General features: G+C 55.9%; 20 protein-coding genes. 16 read left to right on the forward strand and 4 right to left on the reverse strand.

The window, feature by feature from the left end; genetic code table 11:
* Positions 1 to 5: 5 nt before the first annotated feature.
* The 3 genes from BKP64_RS04450 to BKP64_RS04460 are packed head-to-tail and all read left to right on the forward strand — an operon-like array spanning position 6 to position 3,296.
* Positions 6 to 404: a 6-pyruvoyl trahydropterin synthase family protein gene (locus BKP64_RS04450; RefSeq protein WP_070966540.1), complete on the forward strand. Its 399-nt coding sequence runs from the start codon at positions 6 to 8 to the stop codon at positions 402 to 404.
* Positions 391 to 2,343, forward strand: coding sequence for a glycosyltransferase (locus BKP64_RS04455; RefSeq protein ID WP_070966542.1), 1,953 nt, complete (start codon positions 391 to 393; stop codon positions 2,341 to 2,343). Before BKP64_RS04450 ends, BKP64_RS04455 begins: the two co-directional genes overlap by 14 nt.
* A gap of 26 nt (positions 2,344 to 2,369) precedes the next feature.
* Positions 2,370 to 3,296: a lysylphosphatidylglycerol synthase transmembrane domain-containing protein gene (locus tag BKP64_RS04460; RefSeq protein ID WP_070966545.1), complete on the forward strand. Its 927-nt coding sequence runs from the start codon at positions 2,370 to 2,372 to the stop codon at positions 3,294 to 3,296.
* Here the strand turns inward: BKP64_RS04460 and BKP64_RS04465 are convergent.
* Positions 3,290 to 4,150, reverse strand: coding sequence for a RibD family protein (locus BKP64_RS04465; protein WP_070973549.1), 861 nt, complete (start codon positions 4,148 to 4,150; stop codon positions 3,290 to 3,292). The two genes, BKP64_RS04460 and BKP64_RS04465, sit on opposite strands and share 7 nt — an antisense overlap.
* Before the next feature lie 160 nt (positions 4,151 to 4,310).
* Here BKP64_RS04465 and BKP64_RS04470 point away from each other — a divergent pair, with 160 nt between their 5' ends.
* Positions 4,311 to 4,727 (forward strand): transcriptional regulator, encoded by a 417-nt coding sequence (locus BKP64_RS04470; protein ID WP_070966548.1) that lies wholly within the window; start codon positions 4,311 to 4,313, stop codon positions 4,725 to 4,727.
* 17 nt (positions 4,728 to 4,744) lie between these two features.
* Here the strand turns inward: BKP64_RS04470 and galU are convergent, their stop codons facing one another.
* Positions 4,745 to 5,581, reverse strand: a complete 837-nt coding sequence (galU, locus tag BKP64_RS04475) for a UTP--glucose-1-phosphate uridylyltransferase GalU (protein ID WP_070966551.1) — start codon at positions 5,579 to 5,581, stop codon at positions 4,745 to 4,747.
* A gap of 456 nt (positions 5,582 to 6,037) precedes the next feature.
* Between galU and BKP64_RS04480 the strand changes: the two genes are divergently transcribed.
* The 7 genes from BKP64_RS04480 (at position 6,038) to carB (ending at position 17,415) form a co-directional block, all read left to right on the forward strand.
* Positions 6,038 to 6,718: a GntR family transcriptional regulator gene (locus tag BKP64_RS04480; RefSeq protein ID WP_070973550.1), complete on the forward strand. Its 681-nt coding sequence runs from the start codon at positions 6,038 to 6,040 to the stop codon at positions 6,716 to 6,718.
* 18 nt (positions 6,719 to 6,736) lie between these two features.
* On the forward strand, positions 6,737 to 7,624 hold the full coding sequence (prpB, locus tag BKP64_RS04485; protein ID WP_070966554.1) for a methylisocitrate lyase: 888 nt from the start codon (positions 6,737 to 6,739) through the stop codon (positions 7,622 to 7,624).
* A 98-nt stretch (positions 7,625 to 7,722) separates the two neighbouring features.
* On the forward strand, positions 7,723 to 8,853 hold the full coding sequence (prpC, locus tag BKP64_RS04490) for a bifunctional 2-methylcitrate synthase/citrate synthase (protein ID WP_070966557.1): 1,131 nt from the start codon (positions 7,723 to 7,725) through the stop codon (positions 8,851 to 8,853).
* A 30-nt stretch (positions 8,854 to 8,883) separates the two neighbouring features.
* A complete protein-coding gene (gene acnD, locus BKP64_RS04495; protein WP_070966559.1) occupies positions 8,884 to 11,496 on the forward strand; it encodes a Fe/S-dependent 2-methylisocitrate dehydratase AcnD in 2,613 nt (870 codons plus the stop codon).
* Positions 11,493 to 12,671, forward strand: a complete 1,179-nt coding sequence (prpF, locus tag BKP64_RS04500) for a 2-methylaconitate cis-trans isomerase PrpF (protein WP_070966562.1) — start codon at positions 11,493 to 11,495, stop codon at positions 12,669 to 12,671. Before acnD ends, prpF begins: the two co-directional genes overlap by 4 nt.
* A 33-nt stretch (positions 12,672 to 12,704) precedes the next feature.
* Positions 12,705 to 14,189: a 2-methylcitrate dehydratase gene (prpD, locus tag BKP64_RS04505; protein ID WP_070966564.1), complete on the forward strand. Its 1,485-nt coding sequence runs from the start codon at positions 12,705 to 12,707 to the stop codon at positions 14,187 to 14,189.
* A gap of 10 nt (positions 14,190 to 14,199) precedes the next feature.
* Entirely contained in the window at positions 14,200 to 17,415 is a 3,216-nt protein-coding gene (carB, locus tag BKP64_RS04510) for a carbamoyl-phosphate synthase large subunit (protein WP_070966567.1), read from the forward strand.
* Positions 17,416 to 17,422: 7 nt separating this feature from the next.
* Here carB and BKP64_RS04515 read toward each other — a convergent pair whose 3' ends face one another.
* Both BKP64_RS04515 and BKP64_RS04520 read right to left on the reverse strand, forming a co-directional pair.
* Positions 17,423 to 18,466, reverse strand: coding sequence for an ExeA family protein (locus BKP64_RS04515; RefSeq protein ID WP_070966570.1), 1,044 nt, complete (start codon positions 18,464 to 18,466; stop codon positions 17,423 to 17,425).
* Positions 18,467 to 18,488: 22 nt separating this feature from the next.
* Entirely contained in the window at positions 18,489 to 19,448 is a 960-nt protein-coding gene (locus BKP64_RS04520) for an XrtA system polysaccharide deacetylase (protein WP_227515504.1), read from the reverse strand.
* Between the two features lie 268 nt (positions 19,449 to 19,716).
* Between BKP64_RS04520 and BKP64_RS04525 the strand changes: the two genes are divergently transcribed.
* Genes BKP64_RS04525 through BKP64_RS04545 form a run of 5 tightly spaced genes read left to right on the forward strand, consistent with a single transcriptional unit; the run spans position 19,717 to position 25,603 of the window.
* Entirely contained in the window at positions 19,717 to 21,123 is a 1,407-nt protein-coding gene (locus BKP64_RS04525) for a TIGR03013 family XrtA/PEP-CTERM system glycosyltransferase (protein ID WP_070973552.1), read from the forward strand.
* A gap of 38 nt (positions 21,124 to 21,161) precedes the next feature.
* Positions 21,162 to 21,800 carry an XrtA/PEP-CTERM system exopolysaccharide export protein gene (locus tag BKP64_RS04530; protein WP_070973553.1) on the forward strand — a complete coding sequence of 213 codons (639 nt, stop codon included), beginning with the start codon at positions 21,162 to 21,164 and terminating at the stop codon, positions 21,798 to 21,800.
* A complete protein-coding gene (locus tag BKP64_RS04535) occupies positions 21,800 to 23,371 on the forward strand; it encodes an XrtA system polysaccharide chain length determinant (protein ID WP_070966572.1) in 1,572 nt (523 codons plus the stop codon). The genes BKP64_RS04530 and BKP64_RS04535 overlap by 1 nt, the downstream gene beginning before the upstream one ends.
* The gene (locus BKP64_RS04540) at positions 23,371 to 24,246 is read left to right on the forward strand and encodes a P-loop NTPase family protein (RefSeq protein ID WP_070966575.1); all 876 of its coding nucleotides are present in this window, start codon (positions 23,371 to 23,373) and stop codon (positions 24,244 to 24,246) included. Before BKP64_RS04535 ends, BKP64_RS04540 begins: the two co-directional genes overlap by 1 nt.
* 4 nt (positions 24,247 to 24,250) lie before the next feature.
* Positions 24,251 to 25,603, forward strand: a complete 1,353-nt coding sequence (locus tag BKP64_RS04545; protein ID WP_198402644.1) for a hypothetical protein — start codon at positions 24,251 to 24,253, stop codon at positions 25,601 to 25,603.
* Positions 25,604 to 25,622: the final 19 nt, after the last annotated feature.

Genomic DNA, 25,622 nt, shown 5'->3' on the forward strand with positions numbered 1-25,622 from the left:
ATTCTATGTTCAGCCTGACGGTGCGCGATCACATGATGATTGCCCACAGTTTCAACGGTGAAATATTTGGCCCTGCCCAGAAGACACATGGCGCGACTTATGTGGTTGATGTGTCCTTTGAAAGAGAGCAGTTGGATCATGATGATCTGGTCGTGGATATCGGACTGGCGTCAACAGTGCTCAAGGAGGTGTTGGGCGAATTCAACATGCAGAATCTGGATGAGCTGGACGTCTTTGCTGGGCGGAACACCACCACCGAGTTCATGGCGGGTGTTGTGTTTGACCGTTTGGCAGAGGCAGTGAAGTCAGGGCGTCTCGGAGAATCCGGCAAAGGCATTTCCAGCCTGAAAGTTACTTTGTCGGAGTCTCATATCGCCTGGGCAAGCTACCATGCCAGCATCTGAGGTACCTCCTTCCGTCGTGTTAGTGGTGCCGGGTGACCCGGACCAGAATACCGGCGGGTACCGCTATGTCCGGATGCTGGCCCATGCGCTTAATGAAGCGGGTCATGGCGCCCGCGTCACCGGCCTGCCCGGTCGGTTCCCTCGGCCGGATAAACAGGCTATCGCCGCCATGGATCGGTGTCTGGCTGGTTTTTTGCCGGGTACTGTCGTGATGCTGGATGGCCTGGCCATGAGTGGCATGCCGTCGGAGGTTCTCAGAAAACACGCTGCCCGTTTGAATCTGATAGCCATGATTCATCACCCGCTCGCCGATGAAACAGGCCTTTCCGAGGCCGACAGGGTGTGGTTTTTTGATGCTGAGCGCTCTGCTCTTGACGTGGTGGGTAAGGTTATTACGACCAGCCGTTTCACCGCCGCACGGCTGGCAGATTTTGGTATCGGTGCAGAACATATTGGCATTGCCGAACCCGGGGTCGAGGGGTGGGGAGAGAAACGCTCCCGGTCAGTTGGCTCTGTCGACCAGAAATACGTCGGTAAAGGGGCTCAAATTCTGTCTGTGGGTCATTTCACGCCGCGCAAAGCCCAACACCAGCTGGTTGAGGCGCTCACGAGTCTGGCCGATTTGAACTGGCAATGTACTCTGGTTGGCTCTTTGGATCGAGATCCCCGCTACAGCCGGAAAGTGCAGGACATGATTAGCGCACGTGGTTTAACGGATCGGATAGTGCTTGCGGGTGAAGTAAGCAGCAAGGTGCTTGCACAGCTTTATCAATCGGCGCAGCTGTTTGTTTTGCCGTCTCTTTACGAGGGGTACGGGATGGTCATTGATGAAGCGCTGGCGGCCGGTTTGCCAATCATATCATCCACCGGTGGGGCGCTTGCGCAGACGTCCGCACGGCCGGGTGTGGCTCAGTATAGCGCCGGGGATGAAAGAGCTCTTGCTGCACGTCTCAGGGACTGGCTGGAAAATCCGAAAGAGCTTGAGCATGCCACCGAGCTGGCCGTGCGGGAATCCTCGAAGGTAAGACGTTGGGCCGATACGGCAACCGATGTTTTAAATGCTTTAGCCCGTTTCGCACCGTACTCTGAACACAGTACTTTTGACAGTCGTTGGCTGGTGTTGCGTGAGGGCGCTGATCATAGAGCTCGTTCAGCGTTGCTCACAGACTCCCTGAATCGTTGGCTTCAGGCTTCGTATTCGGAACAGAGCGGCAGTAACAGGCAGGCGCCGGTAGAAATTGTAGATATCGGCACCGGGCGCGGCTCGAATGCAGCCTTCCTCGTATCTCGTCTCGAGTTGCCTCAGCAATGGGTGTTACTGGATCAGGACGCGGACCTTTTGAAAGAGGCTGAAAAGCGGTTTAGGCGGCTGGATGTACCGTATTGCATTGTGCAGGCGTCTCTCACTGCGGCTTCTCTGGGTGAGTGCCTGCCGGGTGACGCAAAATTAATCACCGCGTCGGCTCTGATTGACCTGGTTTCAGAAGACTGGCTTGAAGCGCTGGCCGGTGCTACCCGGGCGCGGCAGGCCGCATTGCTGGTGGTGTTAAGTTACAGTGGTTCGTTTGAGCTCGATCCGCCGCACCCCGATGACGGGTTATTGCAGAATCTGGTTAACCAGCATCAGCATGGAGACAAGGGCGCAGGGGCCGCACTCGGGCCCGAGGCAACCCTGGTTTTAAAGAATAGAATGGAACGGGCAGGCTACCTCGTGACACTCGCTGAGAGCCCCTGGCATTTGGGTGCGGCAGATTCGGAACTGACAGAACGGCTGATGGAGGGTTGGGTTGACGCTGCTGTTGAGCAGGATCCCGCTCAACGAAGCCGGTTGTTTGCATGGCTTGCTGAACGGAAGCAGCAGCTGGCCGGAGTTGGGCTTTCAGTCGTCGTTCACCACCAGGATCTGCTGGCTTTGCCAAATGGTGAGGACTCGCGGTGACGGCTCCGCGGACCTGGAGCCACCCGATGCTGCGCTGGGCTGTCGCCGTCCTGCTGCTCGGGGTTGTTTTGTCAGCTATCGATGTGCCTTTTCTGGTGAAGGAGCTGGCGAACCTTTCCCCAGCGGTGTTCGCGATTGCTCTTTCCATGACCGTATTCCAGGTTTTCCTTTCCGCGTGGCGTTGGCGTTATACCCTTTCAAAACTGGGTCTGTCATTGCCTTTCGGGTTCGCTGTCCGGGAGTACTATCTCGCAATCTTTCTGAACCAGGTCCTGCCAGGGGGCGTGCTCGGTGACGTCAATCGCGCCTGGCGCCATAGTGCCAATAGTGGCCAGCGTCTTGCTGCTCTGCATGGCGTCGCCATTGAGCGCCTTTCCGGCCAGCTTGTGCTGGCCCTGACGGTTGTGTTCGCAAGTGTCTGGCTGATCAGTACAGACCGCCTTCTGGTTGCATCGTTCAACCGGGTCTGGCTGGTCCTTATTGTGCTGGTTGCGGCCGTTGGCAGCCTTGTTTTTCTGAGTCAGTCCAGTAAACGGTTGGCCGAATACCTGCATCAGCTTCGCGTCGACCTCAGGCGCTCACTGTTCAGCTGGCCAGCGTTACCGGTTCAATTCGGGAGTTCGCTACTTTTACTGGCCAGTTATCTGGCCGTGTTTCTGACGCTGGCATTCGGTGCCGGCTATGTCGACGATATGCCCGCTCTGTTATTGCTGACCGCGTTGTGTGCTTTCCTGCTGATGAGCATGGTAATTCCGGTCACTGTCGCCGGCTGGGGAGTCCGTGAAGGTACTGCTGCTGTCCTTTGGGCCCTGGCTGGCCTGCCGTCAGAACAGGGCGTGGCTTTAAGCGTAGCCTATGGGGTGCTGGTGTTTGTTTCCGGCTTCCCGGGGCTTGTGATTCTGCTTTTGGGAAGACGGAGACTGGCCACCGGCCCAAGACTAAAGATTCAGTGAGAGAAGTCCAGATCGAACAGCATGTCGCTGCCCAGGTTTATCAGCTGCGCCTTTGGTCGCAATGCGTCATCCAGAAGGTCTATTTCCGGCAAGGAAAATGCCGGGCGGCCACTGCCGATAATCATCGGCGCAACCATCACGTGGAGGCGGTCCAGTAACCCGGCATTAAGAAACGAAGAGACGGTAATTCCACCGCCCTCAATAAAAATCTTCTTTAAGCCGAAATCACTCAACACCCTGAGAATAATGGCGGGGTCTGCAGGAACGCCGTCGCCGGTATCTCCGAGACAGGGCACTTCCATCACAGCATTCCGGGCCAGCTCGGTGAATGAAGCCTGGTAACTCCCGGCAACCAATCTGAGTGTCGGAGCTTCACCATCGGTAAACAGGTGATGGCTTTCCGGCACCCTTCGATTGCGGTCAATAACAACCCGCACCGGGTTAGGGCCACTGGAGCGGCGAACCGTCAGGCGTGGGTTGTCTGTTTCTGCCGTGCCTGCGCCGACCACCACTGCGTCAGATACGGCCCGTATGCGGTGGAGGTGGGTAATGCCGTCGTCGCCATTGATAAAACGGGAGCACCCGCTAACCGTCGCAATTCTCCCGTCCAGGCTCTGTCCCAGCTGACCCACGACCCGAGGTGCCGAGTCCCGGGGAAGTGGCCTGCAAAGAGGCAGAAACACCGTTAGCAGGTTCTTTGCGGCTTCTGTGGCCGGGTGTAAAAGCTGCCAGCTACCATGGCCGTTCAGACTGATTGCTGCGTCACCTGCAGCTGGAAGTGTTACGTTCGTGCGATTGACGGCCTGTAGCACCAGTTCCCAGGCAGCGTCGGTGTCCAGCGGTTGTGCAGCCATAAACATCCTGTTCCTTTGCCTTTGATTCATTATAGGCAGATTGTGTGCAAAGCTATATGTACGTTACATTTCCTGTTTGATTCACTTTTTTCACGGGTTCTCGGACCGTTTCGGGCTCCAGGTGTCCTGGCGTCCCTGCAGAGGGTAGAGGCAATCAGCTATGCGGTACCTGCAAACGTTCAATCGTCGTCTCCGACAGATGCGTGAGTCTGGGAAGCTCTCATGCTGGGATGTGGCACAGATGTGTGGGGTGGACGAAGCCCGGGTCAGAAGCTGGGAGGCGATCGATGCCAGACAGCGCAGCTATCCGGACGTGACTCAGCTGCTCGACTTCTGTATCCGGACCGAAACACCATTGGAGAGCCTGCTTGACCTGGATGAGGCCGCAGATAGCGGACAGCTTGAATTGCCCGGACTGGCGTTCAGTAACAGCGACGACCTCTCGGTTGCAATAAAAGAACTCGAACAGGAACTGAACCGGGTCCAGTTATCCGATGAAGAGAGCGAACTGCTACGCCGGTTCCGCAAAACGTCTGTGGAAAACCGGCGTATGGTCCTTCAGATACTGGGGCGCTAACCGGGGGCGATCCGGACCTACTTGTTTTTCTTGTAAATATTCTCATAAACGTAGTTAGTCGCTTCGACGAACCCGTCGATGCTTCCGCAGTCAAAGCGGCGGCCCTTGAATTGATAAGCGAGCACGCAGCCATTTTTCGCCTGCTCCAGTAGGGCATCGGTGATCTGGACCTCACCGTTTTTACCCGCCGGGGTACGTTCAATGATTTCGAATATGTCCGGCGTCAGAATGTAACGCCCGATAATCGCCAGGTTGCTGGGGGCATCCTCAGGAGCGGGCTTCTCTACCATGTCGGTGATTCGGAAGAGTCCGTCTTTCATGGATTCCCCGGCAATCACGCCATATTTGTGAGTCTCGTCTGCCGGTACTTCCTCGATGGCCACGATAGAGCAGCGGAACTGGTTGTACAGTTTCACCATCTGCGCCAACACCCCGTCGTCCCCTTCAGGGCCGATGCAGAAATCATCCGCAAGCACCACGGCAAAAGGGTTGTCCCCCACAAGATTACGACCGGTCAGAATGGCATGCCCAAGCCCTTTCATTTCGTTCTGGCGAGTGAAGGCGAAGCTGTTGTGGTCAATCAGGTCGCGAATCGAAGCGAGCAGGTCTTCCTTTCCGGAACCCGCAATCTGGTGCTCCAACTCATAACTGATGTCAAAGTGGTCTTCGATGGCACGCTTGCCACGGCCGGTGACAAACCCGAATTCATGAATGCCGGCTTCCGCGGCCTCTTCAACGCCATACTGTACCAGCGGCTTGTTAACGACTGGCAGAATCTCCTTGGGCATGGCCTTGGTCGCGGGAAGGAAGCGGGTCCCATAACCGGCAACGGGAAACAGGCATTTTTTGATCATACGAATTGTCCTTTGGTTTTGGTGTCTGCCATGAGCCACAGCTGTGCATCTGATACTACATTCACAAAGTATGCCGAGTGTAACCAAGTTGATTGATTAAATGCAGTGCCGGGCAGGGATTTGGCGGAAGACACAGGATGACTGTGCTCGGTTGCATGCTGTCGTTATCTGCACAGCTTTGGCGCTGGTATTCTGGTTTTCTGAAAATTCCCGTTTTCTTTGCCCGATTATGGTGCATTTTTGTTTCCCCAACCGCTGGTATTTCGGCCAACAATTTTGGGCTTTTTGTTAACAATGAAGGGTTTTCTCTACGTTATCGGAATAACATATTGTTTTTAATGCGTTATGCCTAAAATCCAATAACGGTTTCAAAGAATTCTTCTTCAGATATTGTTGACAATGTGGGCTATCCGGCGTAATTTTCCACTCATTCACTAGTCAATTGTTAACAAAATGATGTCTCAGCCAGTAGTTCAGTCCCAGACCCGAGCAGATGAAGCGTTTGATTGTCTGCAAACAGCCATTGTAAAAGGCGACCTTGCGCCCGGCGAGAAAATCGGGGAAGTGGAGTTGTGTTCCCGTTTTAATCTGACCCGCGGACCGTTGCGCGAAGCGCTCGGCCGATTGGAGTCTCGTGGCCTGCTTGTCCGTCGCCCTCATGCCGGTGTCAAAGTTGTCTCTGTGAGTACGGAAGAGCTTATGGAGCTTTACCGGATACGAGAGGTGATGGAAGGTTTGGCGGCCCGCCAGGCGGCAGAGCGCATGACGGATGAAGAAATTGCGGACCTTCAGGCGACACTCGATACCCATGAGCAGATGATTGAAGAAGCCCGGGGCGAAGCCTACTATCAGGCGGAGGGCGACTACGATTTTCATCACCGGATTGCCACCGGTTGTCGCAATACCAAACTGGCCCAGATGCTACTGGGCGATCTGTATTACATGGTGCGGATGTATCGTTACCGGTTAAGCACCGCGACCGGGCGCCCCCATCGGGCGCTTGGTGAACACCGCCGTATCGTCGAAGCCATTGCCCAGCGCGATGGTGAACTCGCCGAATTCCTCATGAAACGACACATTAACGCCGCTCGCCAGAATTTTGAAAAAAGAATTCAGGAAGGCGTTTTAACCATCTGATAAAAAAGGAAAAGCATTATGTCCAGCAAGCTTTCCCCGGGCGCACGTTTCCGTAAGGCCCTGAAAGAAAACCAGCCGCTGCAGATTGTCGGCACCATTAACGCCTACGCCGCCATGATGGCTGAAAAAGTGGGGCACCAGGCAATTTACCTGTCAGGTGGTGGCGTAGCCAATGCTTCTTACGGTCTGCCGGACCTTGGCATGACCACCCTGAACGACGTCGTCGAAGATGTACGTCGTATTACCGCCGCGTCAGAGCTGCCTCTGCTGGTGGATATTGATACCGGATGGGGCGGCGCCTTTAACATTGCTCGCACTATTCGAGAGATGGAACGTGCCGGAGCAGCCGCTGTCCATATCGAAGATCAGGTGGCCCAGAAGCGTTGCGGTCATCGCCCGAACAAGGAAATTGTTTCCCAGGAAGAGATGGTGGACCGCGTTAAAGCGGCGGTAGATGCCCGTGAAGATGATGACTTCTTTATCATGGCCCGCACCGACGCTTTTCAGAAGGAAGGCCTGGAGGCGGCCATTGAGCGAGCAAAAGCCTGCATTGAGGCCGGTGCAGATGGCATCTTTGCCGAAGCGGTGACCGAACTGGAACACTACAAGGCCTTCTCCGAAGCGCTGGACGTGCCGATCCTGGCCAACATCACCGAGTTTGGTGCCACACCTCTTTATAACCGCAAAGAACTGGCCGACGCAGGCGCCGATATGGTCCTGTATCCATTGAGCGCTTTCCGCGCCATGAATAAGGCAGCGGTAACGGTTTATCAGAACATTCTTGAAAAGGGTGACCAGAAAGACGTGGTCGACCTGATGCAAACCCGGATGGAACTGTACGATTTCCTGAACTACCACGAGTTTGAGCAGAAGCTGGACCAGCTGTTCCAGCAGAGCAAGGGTTAATCCGACAACCAGTCCCGAAATCCAGTAACAAATCAGTAGGTCGGATTAGCCAAAGGCGCAATCCGACAACCCAAACAAGATAGAGATGGGAGACAACAATGGCTGAAGCAAAAAAACTGAGCGGTGCGGGCCTTCGCGGCCAGGTAGCTGGCGAAACCGCACTGTGTACCGTCGGTAAGAGCGGCGCAGGCCTCACCTACCGAGGCTACGACATCGCCGATCTGGCAGAAAAAGCCCAGTTTGAGGAAATCGCCTACCTGTTGCTGCGCGGCAAACTCCCGAACCGTCAGGAACTGGACGCCTACAAGAAAAAGCTCCAGAGCCTCCGTGGCCTGCCGGCTGCCCTGAAAACCGTGCTGGAGCAGATCCCCAAAGACGCGCACCCGATGGACGTGATGCGTACCGGCTGCTCCATGCTGGGCAACCTGGAGACCGAGCAGGACTTCAGCGAGCAGGACGACAAGATCGACCGCATGCTCGCAGTCTTCCCGTCAATCATCACTTACTGGTACCGCTTCGCCCAAGAAGGTGTGCGTATCGAAACTGACAGCGATGTAGATTCCATCGGTGGTCACTTCCTGGAACTGCTCCATGGCAAGAAGCCCAGCGAACTGCATGAACGCGTGATGAACGTGTCACTCATTCTCTACGCTGAGCACGAATTCAACGCCTCAACCTTCACCGCGAGGGTTTGCGCATCCACGTTGTCGGACATCCACAGTTGCGTAACCGGTGCCATCGGCACGCTGCGCGGCCCCCTGCACGGCGGTGCAAACGAAGCGGCCATGGCCCTGATCCAGAAATTCCAGACGCCGGAAGAGGCGGAAGCGGGCCTGATGGGCATGCTGGAACGTAAAGAGAAGATCATGGGCTTCGGTCATGCGATCTATAAAGAGTCCGACCCGCGCAACGCCATTATCAAACAGTGGTCAAAGAAGCTGGCGGACGAAGTGGGAGATACCGTGCTGTACCCGGTGTCCGAGCGCTGTGAGGCTGTGATGTGGCGCGAGAAGAAGTTGTTTTGCAACGCTGACTTCTTCCATGCGTCGGCCTATCACTTTATGGGCATTCCCACAGAGCTGTTTACCCCGATCTTCGTGATGTCCCGGGTGTCTGGCTGGACAGCCCACGTGAAAGAGCAGCGTGAAAACAACCGCATCATTCGCCCCAGTGCCGATTATACCGGCCCGGCAGATGCGAAGTGGGTGCCGATCGACGAGCGGCCGTAATCCGACAAACCCGAATCAGAGTGCCAGCACATGAATACTGAATACCGTAAATCCCTTCCAGGTACCGACCTGGACTATTTTGATACCCGCCAGGCAGTGGAAGACATCCAACCTGGCGCGTATGAAAAACTTCCTTACACCTCCAAAATTCTGGCAGAGCAGCTGGTTCGCCGTTGTGATCCGGCAGCGTTGACAGACTCCCTGAAGCAACTGATCGAACGCAAGCGGGATCTGGACTTCCCCTGGTATCCGGCCCGCGTTGTCTGCCACGACATTCTTGGCCAGACGGCGCTGGTTGATCTTGCCGGTCTGCGGGATGCCATCGCAGAGAAGGGCGGTGACCCTGCCGAGGTCAACCCTGTGGTTCCCACCCAGTTGATCGTCGATCATTCCCTGGCGGTCGAGCATGCCGGTTTTGAGAAAGACGCGTTCGAGAAGAACCGACAGATTGAAGATCGCCGTAACGATGACCGCTTCCACTTCATCAACTGGACCAAGACCGCGTTCAAGAACGTGGACGTGATCCCGCCGGGCAATGGCATCATGCACCAGATCAACCTGGAAAAGATGTCGCCGGTTGTACAGAACCGTCCGGACGGGGAAGGCAAGCATGTCGCCTTTCCGGATACCTGTGTTGGCACCGACAGCCATACACCGATGGTGGATGCACTGGGTGTTATCTCCGTGGGTGTGGGTGGTCTCGAGGCCGAGAGCGTTATGCTTGGTCGCGCTTCGATGATGCGTCTCCCGGATATCGTTGGGGTTGAGTTGTCGGGCAGATTGAAACCCGGCATCACCAGTACCGATATGGTACTTGCGCTCACCGAATTCCTGCGCAAAGAACGCGTTGTGGGGGCGTACCTTGAATTCTACGGTGAAGGCGCGGACAGCCTCACGGTAGGGGACCGGGCCACTATCTCCAACATGACGCCGGAATATGGCGCGACTGCGGCGATGTTCTACATCGATGGCCAAACCATTGACTACCTGAAACTGACCGGTCGTGAAGACGATCAGGTGGCCTTGGTTGAGACCTACGCCAAGCATACCGGCCTGTGGGCAGACAGCCTGAAAAACGCAGACTATGAGCGTGTTCTCAAGTTCGACCTGTCGAAGGTCGAGAGAACCCTGGCTGGCCCTTCCAACCCCCATGCCCACCTGCCAACGTCCGAGCTGGCCAAGCGTGGCATTGCCGGAGAATGGGAACAGGAGGAGGGCAAAATGCCGGACGGCGCAGTGATCATTGCTGCCATTACCAGTTGCACCAACACCTCCAACCCGCGCAACATGGTGGCCGCCGGCCTGATTGCCCGGAATGCCAACAAGTTGGGTCTTACCCGTAAGCCGTGGGTTAAGAGTTCTCTGGCGCCGGGCTCCAAAACCGTCAAAATGTACCTGGAAGAAGCGAACCTGCTTTCCGAACTGGAAAACCTCGGCTTCGGTGTTGTCGCCTTCGCCTGCACCACCTGTAATGGCATGAGTGGTGCCCTGGATCCGAAGATCCAGAAAGAAATTGTCGACCGCGACCTGTATTCCACCGCGGTGCTCTCGGGCAACCGGAATTTCGATGGCCGCATCCACCCCTATGCCAAGCAGGCGTTCCTGGCGTCGCCACCGCTGGTGGTAGCCTACGCCATCGCCGGCACCATCCGCTTCGACATCGAGAAAGATGCCCTGGGTTACGATCAAGATGGAAACCCCGTTACCCTGAAAGACATCTGGCCGGATGATGCGGAAATCGACGCGATCGTGAAGGCGAGTGTGAAGCCGGAACAGTTCCGAAGCACTTACATCCCCATGTTCGATATCACCCGGGATGCGCACGCGAACGTCAGTCCGAACTACGAGTGGCGTCCTCAGAGCACGTACATCAGACGCCCGCCCTACTGGGAAGGTGGCATGGTGGGCGAGAAGACCCTCAAGGGAATGCGCCCGCTGGCGGTGCTGCCAGACAACATCACCACCGACCATCTGTCGCCATCAAACGCCATTCTGATGGACAGTGCAGCAGGCGAATACCTGCACAAGATGGGCGTGCCGGAGGAAGACTTTAACTCCTACGCCACGCACCGGGGTGACCACCTGACGGCTCAGAGAGCCACTTTTGCCAATCCGAAACTGTTTAACGAAATGGTGCGGGACGAAAACGGCAACGTGAAGCAGGGCTCGCTGGCCCGGATCGAGCCGGAAGGCAAAGTGACCCGGATGTGGGAAGCGATTGAAACCTACATGGAGCGGAAGCAGCCGCTGATTATCATTGCAGGTGCGGACTATGGTCAGGGGTCTTCCCGTGACTGGGCCGCCAAGGGCGTTGCGCTGGCCGGTGTGGAAGCCATCGTGGCGGAAGGTTTCGAGCGTATTCACCGTACCAATCTCGTCGGCATGGGCGTTATGCCCCTGCAGTTCGAGGAAGGCACGACCCGCAAGACTCTGGCTATCGAAGGCACTGAGACCTTTGACGTTGAAGGCCAACCTTCGCCACGGGCAGAGCTGACTCTGGTTATCCATCGCAAGAACGGCAGCACCGAACACGTGCCCGTGATTTGCCGCCTGGATACCGCGGAGGAAGTGTCGATCTACAAGGCCGGAGGCGTGTTGCAGCGCTTTGCCGAGGATTTCCTGCAATCGGAAGGTGTTGCATGAGCTATGCATCGCAGATAAAAATCCCCGCAACCTACATGCGTGGCGGCACCAGCAAGGGTGTCTTCTTCCGGTTGCAGGACCTTCCGGAACCGGCCCAGGTCCCGGGTGAAGCCCGGGACAAGCTCCTGCTGCGAGTGATCGGAAGCCCCGACCCCTACCAGAAGCAGACGGATGGCATGGGAGGAGCCACCTCCAGCACCAGCAAAACCGTCATCCTGGCCGAGCCCACCCGGCCGGATCACGATGTAGACTACCTGTTCGGTCAGGTCTCCATCGACAGGCCGTTTGTGGACTGGAGCGGTAACTGCGGCAACCTGACCGCAGCGGTCGGCGCGTTTGCTATTAACGGCGGGTTCGTTGACGGGGATCGTATCCCGGAAAATGGCACCTGTACCGTGCGGATCTGGCAGGCCAATATCCGGAAAACGATTGTTGCTCATGTGCCCATCACCAACGGTGAAGTGCAGGAAACCGGAGACTTTGAGCTGGACGGCGTCACCTTCCCGGCAGCCGAGGTTCAGGTAGAGTTCATGGACCCGGCCGATGGCGAGGGTTCCATGTTCCCAACAGGCAACCTGGTGGACGATCTGGACGTGCCTGGTGTGGGCACTCTGAAAGCCACCATGATCAACGCCGGCATTCCGACCATCTTCGTCAATGCTGACGAGATCGGTTACAAGGGCACTGAGCTTCAGGACGACATCAACAGCGATCCGAAAGCGCTGGCCATGTTCGAAACCATCCGTGCCCACGGTGCGGTGAAAATGGGGCTGATCCAGGACATCGAAGAAGCCGCCAATCGCCAGCACACGCCGAAGGTGGCATTCGTGGCAAAACCTTCGGGCTATATCGCGTCCAGCGGCAAGAACATCGGGGCAGGCGACGTAGACGTGCTGGTTCGGGCGCTGTCCATGGGCAAGCTTCACCACGCCATGATGGGGACCGCAGCAGTTGCGATTGCCACCGCATCGGCCGTGCCCGGAACGCTGGTGAACCTGGCGGTCGGTGGTGGTGACCGCACTCACGTTACCTTTGGCCACCCGTCCGGAACCCTCCGGGTTGGCGCCGAGGCAAAACAGGTGGCAGGGCAGTGGACCGCCACCAAAGCCATTATGAGCCGCAGTGCGCGGATTTTAATGGAAGGTTGGGTGAGGGTGCCTGGCGACAGCTTCTGACTGAACCTATAGTTGGGGCAAGGAGGCCCCACTATGTCAGCCACATTTGATCTCAACGAACGCCCTGATTACGACGACATCCTGCAGAAAATTGCAGACTACGTACTCACCTACCGGATCGACAGCGACGAGGCCTGGAAGACTGCCCGGTTCTGCCTGATAGATACCATCGGCTGTGGTTTGCTGGCGCTTCGTTTTCCCGAGTGTACGAAGCACCTCGGCCCGCTGGTTGAGGGGACGACCGTACCTCACGGTTCCCGGGTGCCGGGAACGTCTTTTCGCCTTGACCCTGTGAAAGCTGCCTGGGATATCGGCTGTATCGTGCGCTGGCTGGATTACAACGATACCTGGCTGGCAGCCGAGTGGGGGCATCCATCTGATAACCTCGGTGCCATACTGGCGGTTGCCGATCACCTTTCCCAAAAACGAGTTGCCGAAGGCAAAGAGCCCCTCACCATGCGGGCCGTGCTGGAAGCCATGATTATGGCCCATGAAATCCAGGGTGTGCTTGCGCTGGAAAACTCGTTCAACCGGGTAGGGCTGGATCACGTAGTGCTGGTAAAAGCGGCATCAACGGCGGTCGCCTCCCGGTTACTGGGGGCAGATCGTGAGCAGCTTCTTTCGGCCCTGTCCCACGCCTGGGTAGATGGACAGTCCCTCAGAACCTACCGCCACGCACCCAATGCAGGTTCCAGAAAGTCCTGGGCGGCGGGCGATGCTACCTCCCGCGCGGTAAGACTTGCGGACATTGCCATGCGCGGTGAAATGGGCATTCCCGGTGTTCTGACCGCGCCCCAGTGGGGCTTCTATGATGTACTGTTCAGCAAGACTAACAAAAACCAGAAACTCAAACCCGAGGATCAAAGGCAGTTTTCGATTCCGCAGGACTTCGGTTCCTACGTGATGGAAAACATTCTGTTCAAGATTTCTTTCCCGGCCGAATTCCATGCCCAGACAGCCGCCGAAGCGGCAGTCACTCTACACCCGGAAGTAAAAGACCGACTGGATGAGATCGACAGAATCGACATCACAACCCATGAATCCGCTATTCGCATTATCTCGAAGGTCGGAAAACTTGCTAACGCCGCAGACCGGGACCATTGCCTGCAGTACATGACTGCTGTGCCGCTGGTGTTCGGTAATCTCACTGCGGAGCATTATGAAGACAGCTTTCATAAGGCCAATCCGATCATTGATCAGCTCAGGGACAAAATGGAGGTGATTGAAGATGAGAGGTATACGCGGGAATACCTTGAGCCGGAGAAACGCTCTATCGCCAATGCGGTTCAGGTATTCTTCAGCGATGGCTCCAGTACAGACAAGGTCGTCGTGGAATACCCGATAGGCCATCGAAGGCGCCGGAAGGAGGGGATGCCGTTGCTGGAGGAAAAGTTTATCGCCAACCTTGCAACCCGGTTTCCGGCGCAGCAATGTGACCGTATTTTGGAGCTATGCAAGGATCAGAAAACTCTGGAGAATACGCCTGTCCATGAGTTCGCAGCATTGTTTGTTATCTGAGTAGGGAAGTGTGCCAAAACGTACTGACATCAAGAGCATCCTGATCCTGGGCGCGGGCCCGATTGTGATCGGCCAGGCGTGCGAGTTTGACTACTCCGGCGCCCAGGCGTGCAAGGCGCTGCGGGAAGAAGGCTACCGGGTCATTCTGGTCAACTCCAACCCGGCGACCATCATGACCGATCCGGTGATGGCCGATGCCACCTACATTGAGCCGATTACCTGGAAAACCGTCGCCAAGATCATCGAGAAAGAGCAGCCGGACGCGCTGTTGCCCACCATGGGTGGCCAGACGGCCCTGAACTGCGCCCTGGACCTGGAAAAGCACGGGGTTCTGGCCGAACACGGCGTGGAAATGATCGGCGCCAACGCCGACACCATTGATAAGGCCGAAGACCGGGACCGCTTTGACAAGGCCATGAAGAAAATCGGCCTGGAGTGTCCCCGCGCGACCATCGCCCACACCATGGCGGAAGCCTGGGATGTGGCGGACGACATCGGCTTCCCGTGCATCATCCGCCCGTCGTTTACCATGGGCGGCTCCGGGGGCGGTATCGCCTACAACCGGGACGAGTTTGAAGAAATCTGTACCCGTGGCCTGGACCTGTCGCCGACCAACGAACTGCTGATCGACGAGTCCCTGATCGGCTGGAAGGAATACGAGATGGAAGTGGTCCGCGACAAGGCGGACAACTGCATCATTGTCTGTGCCATCGAGAACTTTGACGCCATGGGCGTGCACACCGGTGACTCCATCACCGTGGCTCCGGCCCAGACCCTCACCGACAAGGAATACCAGATCATGCGGAACGCCTCCCTGGCGGTCCTGCGTGAGATCGGTGTGGAAACCGGCGGCTCCAACGTCCAGTTCGGGATTAATCCGGACACCGGCCGCATGGTCGTCATCGAGATGAACCCGCGGGTGTCCCGTTCCTCGGCCCTGGCCTCCAAGGCCACCGGCTTCCCGATTGCCAAGGTGGCCGCGAAACTGGCCATCGGCTACACCCTGGACGAACTGCGCAACGAAATCACCGGCGGCGTCACCCCGGCCTCGTTCGAGCCCAGCATCGACTACGTGGTCACCAAGATTCCCCGGTTCACCTTCGAGAAGTTCCCCCAGGCCGACGCCCGCCTGACCACCCAGATGAAATCCGTGGGTGAGGTCATGGCCATCGGCCGGACCTTCCAGGAATCCCTGCAAAAAGCCATGCGTGGCCTTGAGGTAGGCTCCGAAGGCTTTGAGGAGAAGGTGGATCTGGCCACGACTGACGGGCAGGAAACCCTCACCCAGGAGCTGAATGTGCCGGGCGCGGAACGGCTCTGGTACATCGGCGACGCCTTCCGCGCCGGCATGACGGTTGAGGAAGTCTTCGCCAATACCCACGTCGATCCCTGGTACCTGGTGCAGATTGAAGACCTGATCAAAGAAGAGCAGGCACTCAAGAGTGCCGGCAAGGCCGACATCGATCAGGCCACGCTGTTCCGGCTCAAGCGTAAGGGGTTCTCGGACGGCCGTCTGGCGAAATTGCTGGGTCTCTCCGAAGTCAGCCTGCGCAAGCTGCGCCACGATCTGGACATCCGCCCGGTGTACAAGCGGGTGGACACCTGCGCCGCCGAATTCGCCTCCGACACCGCCTACATGTACTCCACCTATGAGGAGGAGTGCGAGGCGGACGCCAGCAATCGCGAGAAGATTGTCGTCATCGGCGGTGGCCCCAACCGGATCGGCCAGGGCATCGAGTTCGATTACTGCTGTGTGCACGCGGCCCTGGCCATGCGTGAGGACGGCTACGAAACCATCATGATCAACTGCAACCCGGAGACCGTGTCCACCGATTACGACACCTCCGACCGGTTGTACTTCGAGCCGATCACCCTGGAAGACGTGCTGGAAATCATTCACGTCGAAAAGCCCAAGGGTGTGATTGTCCAGTACGGTGGTCAGACCCCGCTGAAACTGGCCCGTGGCCTGGAAGCGGCCGGGGTGCCCATCATCGGCACCAGCCCGGATGCCATCGACCGCGCCGAAGACCGTGAGCGGTTCCAGCAGATGATTACCCGCCTGGGCCTGAAGCAGCCGGAAAACGCCACCGTGCGCAGTCACGAGGAAGGCATACTGGCGGCCCGGGAAATCGGTTACCCGCTGGTGGTGCGTCCGTCCTACGTACTGGGCGGCCGGGCCATGGAAATCGTCTACGACGAAACCGAACTGGTGCGCTACATGCGCAACGCGGTGCTGGTCTCCAACGACAGCCCGGTGCTGCTGGACCACTTCCTGAACGCCGCCATCGAGGTGGACATCGACGCCATCTCCGACGGCACCGACGTGGTCATCGGCGGCATCATGCAGCACATCGAGCAGGCCGGTGTTCACTCCGGGGACTCCGCCTGTTCCCTGCCGCCGTACAGCTTGCCCAAGGCGGTGCAGGACGAGATGCGCGAGGCCGTGAAGAAAATGGCCATCGAGCTTGAGGTCATCGGCCTGATGAACGTCCAGCTGGCGTGGCAGGATGACGAGATCTACGTCATCGAGGTGAATCCGCGGGCGTCCCGGACCGTGCCGTTCGTGTCCAAGGCCATTGGCGTTTCCCTGGCCAAGGTGGCGGCCCGAGTGATGGCCGGCAAGACCCTCAAAGAGCTGGGCTTCACCCGGGAAATCGTGCCCACCTATTACGCGGTGAAGGAGTCCGTGTTCCCGTTCAACAAGTTCCCGGCGGTGGATCCGATCCTCGGGCCGGAAATGAAGTCGACCGGCGAAGTGATGGGCCTGGGTGACAGCTTTGATGAGGCTTTTGCCAAGGCAGAGCTGGGCGCCGGTGAAATCCTGCCGCGTTCAGGAAAGGCTTTTATGTCGGTTCGGGATGAAGATAAATCTGGCGCTGTCGCTATCGCAAAGTGTTTGATAGATCAGGGTTTTGAAGTGGTTGCGACCAGCGGAACAGCATCATTTTTTGAGCAGCGGGGGGTTGCAGCCCTGAGGGTTAACAAGATTGAGGAAGGTCGTCCTCACGTACTGGATATCATCAAGAATGGTGACGTGCAGTTGGTGATCAACACCAGCGACGGGCGGGCAACAATTACCGCTTCTGCCGAGCTTAGAAAACTCGCCTCCAGGCTGAATGTCCCCATGGCAACAACATTGGCCGGTGGCGAAGCCTATGCCCGTGCTATCGCATTCGGTGAGCTGTCGGAGGTCCGCTGCCTGCAAGGCCTGAACAACCTCGGTTAGACCACCGTTACTTGGTTCTGCCCGGAGACAGAGGCTTGACATTATCCCCGGGCCTGAATGATTCGCCGCGATTCTTCGGTTCCTCGGGAAAAACCTTCGCCAGGCGGGTGTCGATTCTTTCAAGCGCATCGGCGATGCGGCCAAGCGCAGTTGCAGCATTAGACCACTCATCCCGGTCGGTGCTTTGCGAACGTGCCGGGCTTGCTGATTTCTTTTTGCGTGTTTGCGGCTTGGGTGTGTTCTTGGGAAGATCTTCGCCGAGCAAATCCCTCCGGATGCTCTGCAGGTCGTAGGGATCAATGAATGGGCGGTCCTCCGAATAGGCGCACATCATCATTCCGTCGCACAGTTTGTTGATCAGGCGCGGAATGCCCTTACTCAGCTTATGTATTTCGCGCACCGTATCTTCATCAAAAAGTTTGTTTCCACCGTGGCCCGAGACCAGAAGGCGATAATCAATGTATTCAGCGGTTTCAGCCTGGCTCAATCCCTCGAGGTGGAAGAAGAGCTTAACCCGCTGGGAAAGTTGCGGGATTGCGGCAACGGCCTGCTTGAGCTCCGGCTGACCAAGCAGAATCACCCGCATGGAGGGGCCGCCCATACTCTCCATGCCCGTCAGCATGCGAATGTCTTCCAGGTTTTCCCGGGTCAGGTTTTGCGCTTCGTCAATCGCCAGAACAACGGGCGTGCCCGCCGACGCCATGCGCTCAAGATATTCAGTGATCTGAAAAAGCATGGCGACCTTGCTGTCATCCTCTACCTTCAGGCCAGCTTTTCTGAGAATGAGGCCAAACAGATCCTTTGATTCAAGGTTGGTATAGGAGATGTTGAGTAGCTTAAGGTCGCCTTCCAGATTGCGGATAGTTTTCTTCAAAAGGGTGGTCTTGCCCGAGCCGATCTCGCCGCTTATCACGACAAAACCCTCGGATGACCAGATCGCGGAAGACATATACACATAAGCCCGGGAATGCTGCTGGCTCATGTAGATAAAATCGTCTTCCGGTGTGATTCGGAAAGGGTGTCTGTGTAGGCCGAAGAATTCCAGATACATCGTCAGTTCCTGTGACAGTGCCTTATGCGACTCGGATCATTTCATTGCTGCGAAGCAGTGTTTTGTCAGGCTCATAGGCATTATAGCTTTGGGTCACTGTGCCAAACCGGAAATCCCGGAGCAGGCGCTCAAGGCGACCGTAACAAAGGTCCAGATTGGTGTAGTGCCTGAAACGGGAGAACCAGCTCGCGTTGCTGTACCTTGGCTGGTCAGGGTCAATCTCCCAGGGATGCAGGTAGAACATCTGGGGGCGCTCTCCAAAACCGGAGGCATTACGAAACAGGTAACGAAACACCGGGTATGGAAATTGCCGGAAATAGCCACCGCCGGCCGCAGGAATGGACAGCCCCATAATCTGTGCCGTTGTTAGAGGGAATTCCCGGATGATATTGCCATTCGCAGTCTCGATGGAGTAGGGCGCGCGCGGCGAGTCAGGAATACCATAGCGGTCGTGACGGATCGGGAAAATACTGGAATCCCACGTAAACCCGGCTTCGCTCAGAATATCCAGTGCCCAGAGTGATTGCCGTGTAATCGAGTAACTCGCTGCCCGGTATCCATCAACAGCGTTTCCGGTAATATCCTCGAGAATGCCTTTGGACCGGAGCGTCTCTTCCCTGAAGACTTCTGGAGACTGATTGTAGATCAACTGATGACTGTACCCGTGGGAAGCGATTTCGTGCCCGTGATCGGATAACTTCCGAATAAGGTCTGGGAAGCGCTCGGCGACCCAGCCCAGAACAAAGAACGTGGCTTTAACCCCATGACGATCAAACAGTGAGAGCAGCCGCTCCGTGTTCTGTTCCACCCGTGAGGGCAGTGAGTCCCACTGGTCAGGGCTAATCACGCCGGAGAGCGCCGCAACATGAAAGTAGTCCTCAACGTCGATACTCATGGCGTGCAGTGGGCTTTCCGCACGCTCAGCATACACCGAATGCTCAGGATTGTTTCCTTCGGACCGAGACCGCTCTGGGCTCAACATGGGTGCTCCTTCCCAATATAACGCCGATGGCACGATTCTCACTCACCCGGAGTCTAAATACAATTGGCTGAGCTTATAAAACGAAACTGAAATATAAAACAATGTAAAACTATGTTACATAAAGACACAATTCGGTTGAGATTGAACATCACTGCGCGCAGAATATAATCAGTGAAAAAGGAACCGACAGTGATTAATTTGCTTGTCGGTAGAATCTGATGTTGGTCTGTCGCTGATTATTGTCAAACAGACGACAAGGAAGTTCAGCGTGTCGTACATACGATTCCGAAAACATTACCTGCACATCCCTTATCTGGTGCTCGCCGCGCTGGAATTCGGGGTGTTGTTTGCCATTTTTTCCCTGTTGACGCTTTTTCTGGCTTATGCGGGCGTCAATCATCTGCCCATGCACACCGATGTACTGTCGGCTTTTCTGTTTGCGCTTGTCCTCAGTTGCGGAACCCTCGCCATGGGCGGCTATCTGGCGATGGTTCGCGAAAGCTTGTCTTCTCTGTTTTTCCGGACTCTGGTTGCTTACTGTTTTGTCGGCGGTATCGGTCTCACTATTTTGTACGGGCTGGTGCCTTCTGCCGACCCTGGCAGCGAGAACCTTTTATGGGCGGTTCTGCTCGCCTCAATGGTCGTTATCTTGCTACGCCTGGTGTTTCTCCGGATTGTTGACTCGGAACAGGTCGTTCGCCGGGTTGTGATTTTTGGCGCCGGTGATTTTGCTGCGTCGCTACTCGATGAGTATGAGCGCAACATGCAGGCGCTTGGCATCCGGATCATTGGCTGCATTGCAGATAATCCGGGTAAAGCCATCGCGGAAGAGAAGCTCTTGCCCACACCTTACGACTTCTATCAGTTCTGCCTGCAGAATAAGGTTTCAGAGATCGTAGTTGCCCAGCAGGAGCGGCGCCGAACCGAGGGTGGCTGGCTACCGGTACCTGAACTGATGGAGTGCAAACTGCGAGGCATTGCCGTTACCAACGGTGTTGATTTTTACGAGCGCGAGCTGAAAAAGGCCAAGCTGGACATGGTGCACCCCTCGTGGATCGTCTTTTCTGAGGGCTTCAAGGCCTCCAAAAGCCGGGATTTTGCCAAGCGTTTTCTGGACCTCTTCATCAGCCTTTCGCTACTGATCATTATGTTTCCTTTCATTGTAATGACAGCGATTGCCGTTTTTATCGAAACCGGCCGGCCGATTCTTTATAGCCAGAAGAGAGTGGGCTTGCTTGGCAAGGAATTCCGGATCTATAAATTCCGGAGTATGCGGCAAGACGCAGAAAAAGACGGAAAAGCTCAGTGGGCAATGGCCAACGATAATCGGGTAACCCGTGTGGGCGCGTTTATCAGGAACACCCGGTTAGATGAGCTGCCCCAGATCTATAACGTGATCAAGGGAGAAATGAGTATCGTGGGGCCGCGCCCGGAGAGACCTGAGTTTGTCACCGAGCTGAAGGAGAAAATCCCGTTTTACGATACCCGTCACTACGTGAAGCCTGGCTTAATGGGCTGGGCCCAGCTTAAATATCCTTATGGCGCATCGGTTGAGGACGCCAAGGGGAAGCTTGAATACGACCTTTACTATTCGAAGAATCACAGCCTTGTGATGGATCTGCTGATTATGATCCAAACCGTGGAGGTTGTTCTCCTCGGAAAAGGTGTGCGCTGAAGATGACCAACAAAACAACAGGGATTTGGAGAGCATTTATGGGCACGTTTACGTTTTTTCGGACCGGGCTGGTCGCTATGCTGGTTCTGATTCTCGGAGGTTGTTCAGGGCTTCCTTCTTCAACGGAAATGCCTCCGGTTTCCGAGCTGGAGTCGGAGCCTTATCAGATTGGTGTCGGGGACACGATTTCTATTCACGTCTGGCGTAACCCGGAGCTTGGTCAGTCCATCGTTGTGCGGCCGGATGGCTTTATTTCCATGCCATTGATGGGTGACGTGAAAGCTGAAGGAAAGGAGCCGGAAGCTCTGGCCTCGGAAATCAGTGTTGCTCTGGGTGAATACATCCGTACGCCCGAAGTCACCATTATGGTAACCAGCCCGGCCAGCAAGGAATTCCGGAATCGTATCCGCATTACTGGCCAGGTTGTGTCGCCCCAGTCGGTCGCTTTCCAGCCGGGGATGACGGTTCTCGATATTGTGCTCATGGCGGGCGGTGTTACGGATTTTGCAGCTGATAGCCGAGCAGTTCTTCATCGCGAAATCAATGGTGAATACAAGAGCTTTGTTCTGGATCTTGACGCCATTTTCGCCGATGGCGATATGAGTACCAATCATGCGTTGCAACCGGGCGATGTAATCAGCGTTCCGCGTAAGCAATTATTCCGAGGCGAACTCTGATGGATATCCAGTTCATTCTCGATACCTTGCGTGCGGTAAAGCTAGAGCTTTTCCGGCACCGGGTGGCTGCCGCGCTCATCTTTATGATCGTAACCGCCGGGGTGTTGATTCTGGGCTACGTTACTCCCAAAAGTTACACCTCTGAGGCGGTCCTGTACGCCGATCAGTCTAATATCCTGCAGCCTCTTCTTCGCGGTCAGGCTGAGGTAACTCAGCTGGACCGCATCAATGAAGCGCGGGAAATGATTCAGAGCCGCTCATTCCTTGAGCAGGTCGCCGTTGATACAGGGTTGCTTCTTGGCAATGAAACTGACGTAGAGCGCAACAATGCCATCAAAAGGTTGAGGACAGAGCTCTCATTGCGGGTCTCCAATCGGAATTTTCTGGAGCTCAACTACACCAGTGGCGATCCCAACCAGTCATTCCAGGTGCTCAGTGCAGCACTAAATCGATTTGTAGAGCGCACGGTGCGCAAAAAACGTTCGGAAAGCCAGGGGGCCTTTGAGTTCATTGACTCCCAGGTCAAGTCCTATCAGCGCCAGCTCGAAGAGGCCGAGCAAAGACTGAAAGAGTTCAAAGCGAGCAACCAGGACGGTACAGAAGGAAGCGTTCAGGCGAGGATTGAAAACCTGAGGCGTGAGATTGAAAACCTCAAACTGGAGATCCAGCAGACGGAATCCGAGGTCAAATTGACCCGGGCCCAGCTTAATGAGGAGGAACCGGTCAGGCGCATTGTGGTTGATGCCGGGAAATCTTCTGCTGAACGGAGGCTGGCAGCGTTGCGCCAGGAGCTGGATTCACTGCTTCTGAAGTACCACGAACGCCATCCGGATGTGGTTAGTGTCAAAGACCAGATCGCGGACCTGGAGCGACAAGTGTCGGGCCAGAGCGATAGCGATCGTGACGGCGCGGTGACCGAGGTTATGGAAAACCCGGTGTATGAAAACCTGAAGATTCAGTTAGCAGACAGTACTACCCAGCTTGCTGTTCAGAAAAACAGGCTTGCGTCCCTGGAGCGTCTCCTTGAAGAGGCTTTCCAGCGCTCCCAGCGCGTGGCAGAAAACCAGGCCCAGCTATCGGAGTTAACCAGAGACTACGATGTAACCCGAGGTGTCTACGAAGACATGCTCCAGCGTCGGGAAAAAGCACGCCTTTCCATGACGCTGGACGTTCAGGGCGAAGGCGTCAGTTACAAAATTCAGGAGCCGGCCTCTTACCCGACACACTGGGACGGCCTGCAGTTGTACCAGGTGGGCCTGGCGGGCCCGTTTCTAGGCAGTGCCACGGTGCTGGGGCTTCTGGCTCTGCTGGTGATGTTTGACCAAAGGGTGCGGTCGCCACGGGCTCTGCAGCTTGCCTTGCCGGAAACGATTCCAGTGCTGACGACCATTCCGCATTACCGCAGCACATGGAAAGATCGGCTATTGAGGAAAGATGTTCTTGCAATCCTCTTTGTGCTCATTCTGTTTATGCTGGGGTATCTGTCAGTTCTCCTGTTTAGTGTGATGGGAATTACGCCTGATCAGTTAATCAATAAAATCACAGAGCTGACAGGCCTCGGGGGCGGTTAATGGACGACAATAAACTCTACAATGCGCTGCTTAAAAGCCAGGATGAGCGTCGTCGGCTTGAGCTGAAACGGGGAGAGGCAAAACCTGAGGAAAACTTCCGGAAAGAGCGCCCGTTTGCCGGCTCAGACCGGTTGAAACCGAACTGGGTTCAGGTAGATGTTGATGAAAGCGAACACCCCCCAACAGTCTACGACTCGTCAGTCTCGTTAGAGCTGATCGGAAATCCGAAACCCTGGACCCGCGAGCAACTCCGCGAGAGAAAAATCATTTATTCTGGAATGCCCGACAAGGAAGTAATGGATGCATACAGGGAATTACGCATTCAGCTCCGAAATCGCGCTGGTGACCAAAACTTTGTGGTCATGTTCAGCAGTCTGGGCAATCGGGCAAATTCTGTGCTCACGGCTTACAATCTTGCCGCATCATTTGCTTTGGACTCCCACACGTCTGCTCTTCTGGTGGATTGTGACCCCTACAACCAGGACCTCACCAATCTGGTTTCGATGCCAATGCGCTCGGGAGTGACAGATTTTGTGGCGGACAAGTCTCTGTCCATAAAAGATATTCTATATCCCAGCGGTGTGGCTCGCCTTAGCGTTATTCCAGGGGGAACCCAGGCTTCTTCTGCTGTGGAGTTGTTCTCAGCGGTGCGGATGCGCGAGCTGATTTCCGAATTGAAAGACCGCTATCCGGACCGTTGTATCATTTTGAATGCGCCGCCTTTTCGGGAAAGTACCGAGGCCCGGATTCTGGAAAGGTTTGCAGACCAGATCGTGTTTGGCGTTCCATTCGGGGATGTAACTCCAGAGGCGATTACGGATTCGGTAGACGCTCTCGGATCCGATAAATTCTCAGGCCTGGTGTTTCAGGAGTAAATTGATGGGTTGGAGCGCAGAGAAAGCAAAGATATCGCTTGTCGTTAGCCTATGCAGTTTCTGCCTCACGCCTAACACCGTGATGGGGCAAGACCTTAGCGAAAATGTAACGGAGGTTTCCGGTTCAGGGTCCCTGTTTACAGCTTTGACTCATACCCGGACTGACCAGGGAACGAGCACTGATACAAACACCGAGCCTAGCCTCGGGGTGTCCGGCAATCTCGGCGGTAAACTGGAAAGTGGAGCGAACTCGCTCGCGCTTCGTTACGGAGGTACGCTCGAGACCAAGCGTGATCTTGGTGAAGGCGACCAAACAGATACCAGTTCGATCACGGGCGCGTCGCGTTTTGTTCATTTTGACCCTGCGAGTCGCCTTGATTTTAATGCCGGGCACACAGTGAGTTTGGTTCGTAATAACACTGGTTTTGTTGTGAATCCGTCGAGCTACGACACTCAGAATACGCTGAATGCAGGGGCGGGCTTGCGGTTTTTCCCTGGCGATCTTTCCACGTTGAGGTTTTCCGGGGAGGCCGGACGTAGCTTTGGGGCCGGTGAGCTGAACGACAAAGAGTCTATTACCGCCTCTGGAGAGTTTTCGAGGCGTTTAAGTGAGCGCTCAACCGGGAGCATTGTGGGCAGCCGTAGCTGGTCGAATGATAATGAAACCGATATCACGATTGACTCCGCACAGCTGGTTTATAACCGGGTGCTGGAGAATGGATCTTTCAATATTGGAGGCGGCCTGAGCCAGGCAGACACAGAGTACCCTGATGGCTCTGTCAGCGAGAGCGAAGCCGGTACAGGATTTGTTGACCGTACCTGGGTTGCCAGCGATTGGCGAACCTCGATTCAATACAATCGCAGGCTCTCAGACAGTGCGACAGACCTGTCGTTGGACTTTCCGGAAGTGTTCGATTTTCTCCCGGATACCATCCGGATTCGGGATCTCGTAACCAGTGACTCAGTCCTGGTCACCCATAACAGTACATCTCGCTTATGCAGCGTGTGCAATTTTGGGCTTGCTGCTGAGGCTGCGCTACTGGAGTCGGAAATCACGGGCGCAACGACCCATGAGTATTCGGCCAGTGTGAATTTTGGATTCCAGCTAACCAACTTGCAGCGAATGGACTTTTTATACAGCTGGCAGGGGGATGCCGGCGAAGATGCGGGAACCATCATCGATCAGATCCACCGCTTTAACACAAGCTGGTCGCGCCAGTTGGCAGAAGACACCTCTTTCAGTGTTCAGTTAAATCAGTCCTATTTGCGAAGCCGACTTGCCCGAAGCGACCAGGATCAGTTTGTACTTCGCCTGGTGCTGACCAAGGGATTTTCATTAGTTGGTCAGTCGAGGTAATGGACTCAGGAATGCTCAG

Origin of the sequence: Marinobacter salinus (genome assembly GCF_001854125.1) — a bacterium.
Classification (GTDB): domain Bacteria; phylum Pseudomonadota; class Gammaproteobacteria; order Pseudomonadales; family Oleiphilaceae; genus Marinobacter; species Marinobacter salinus.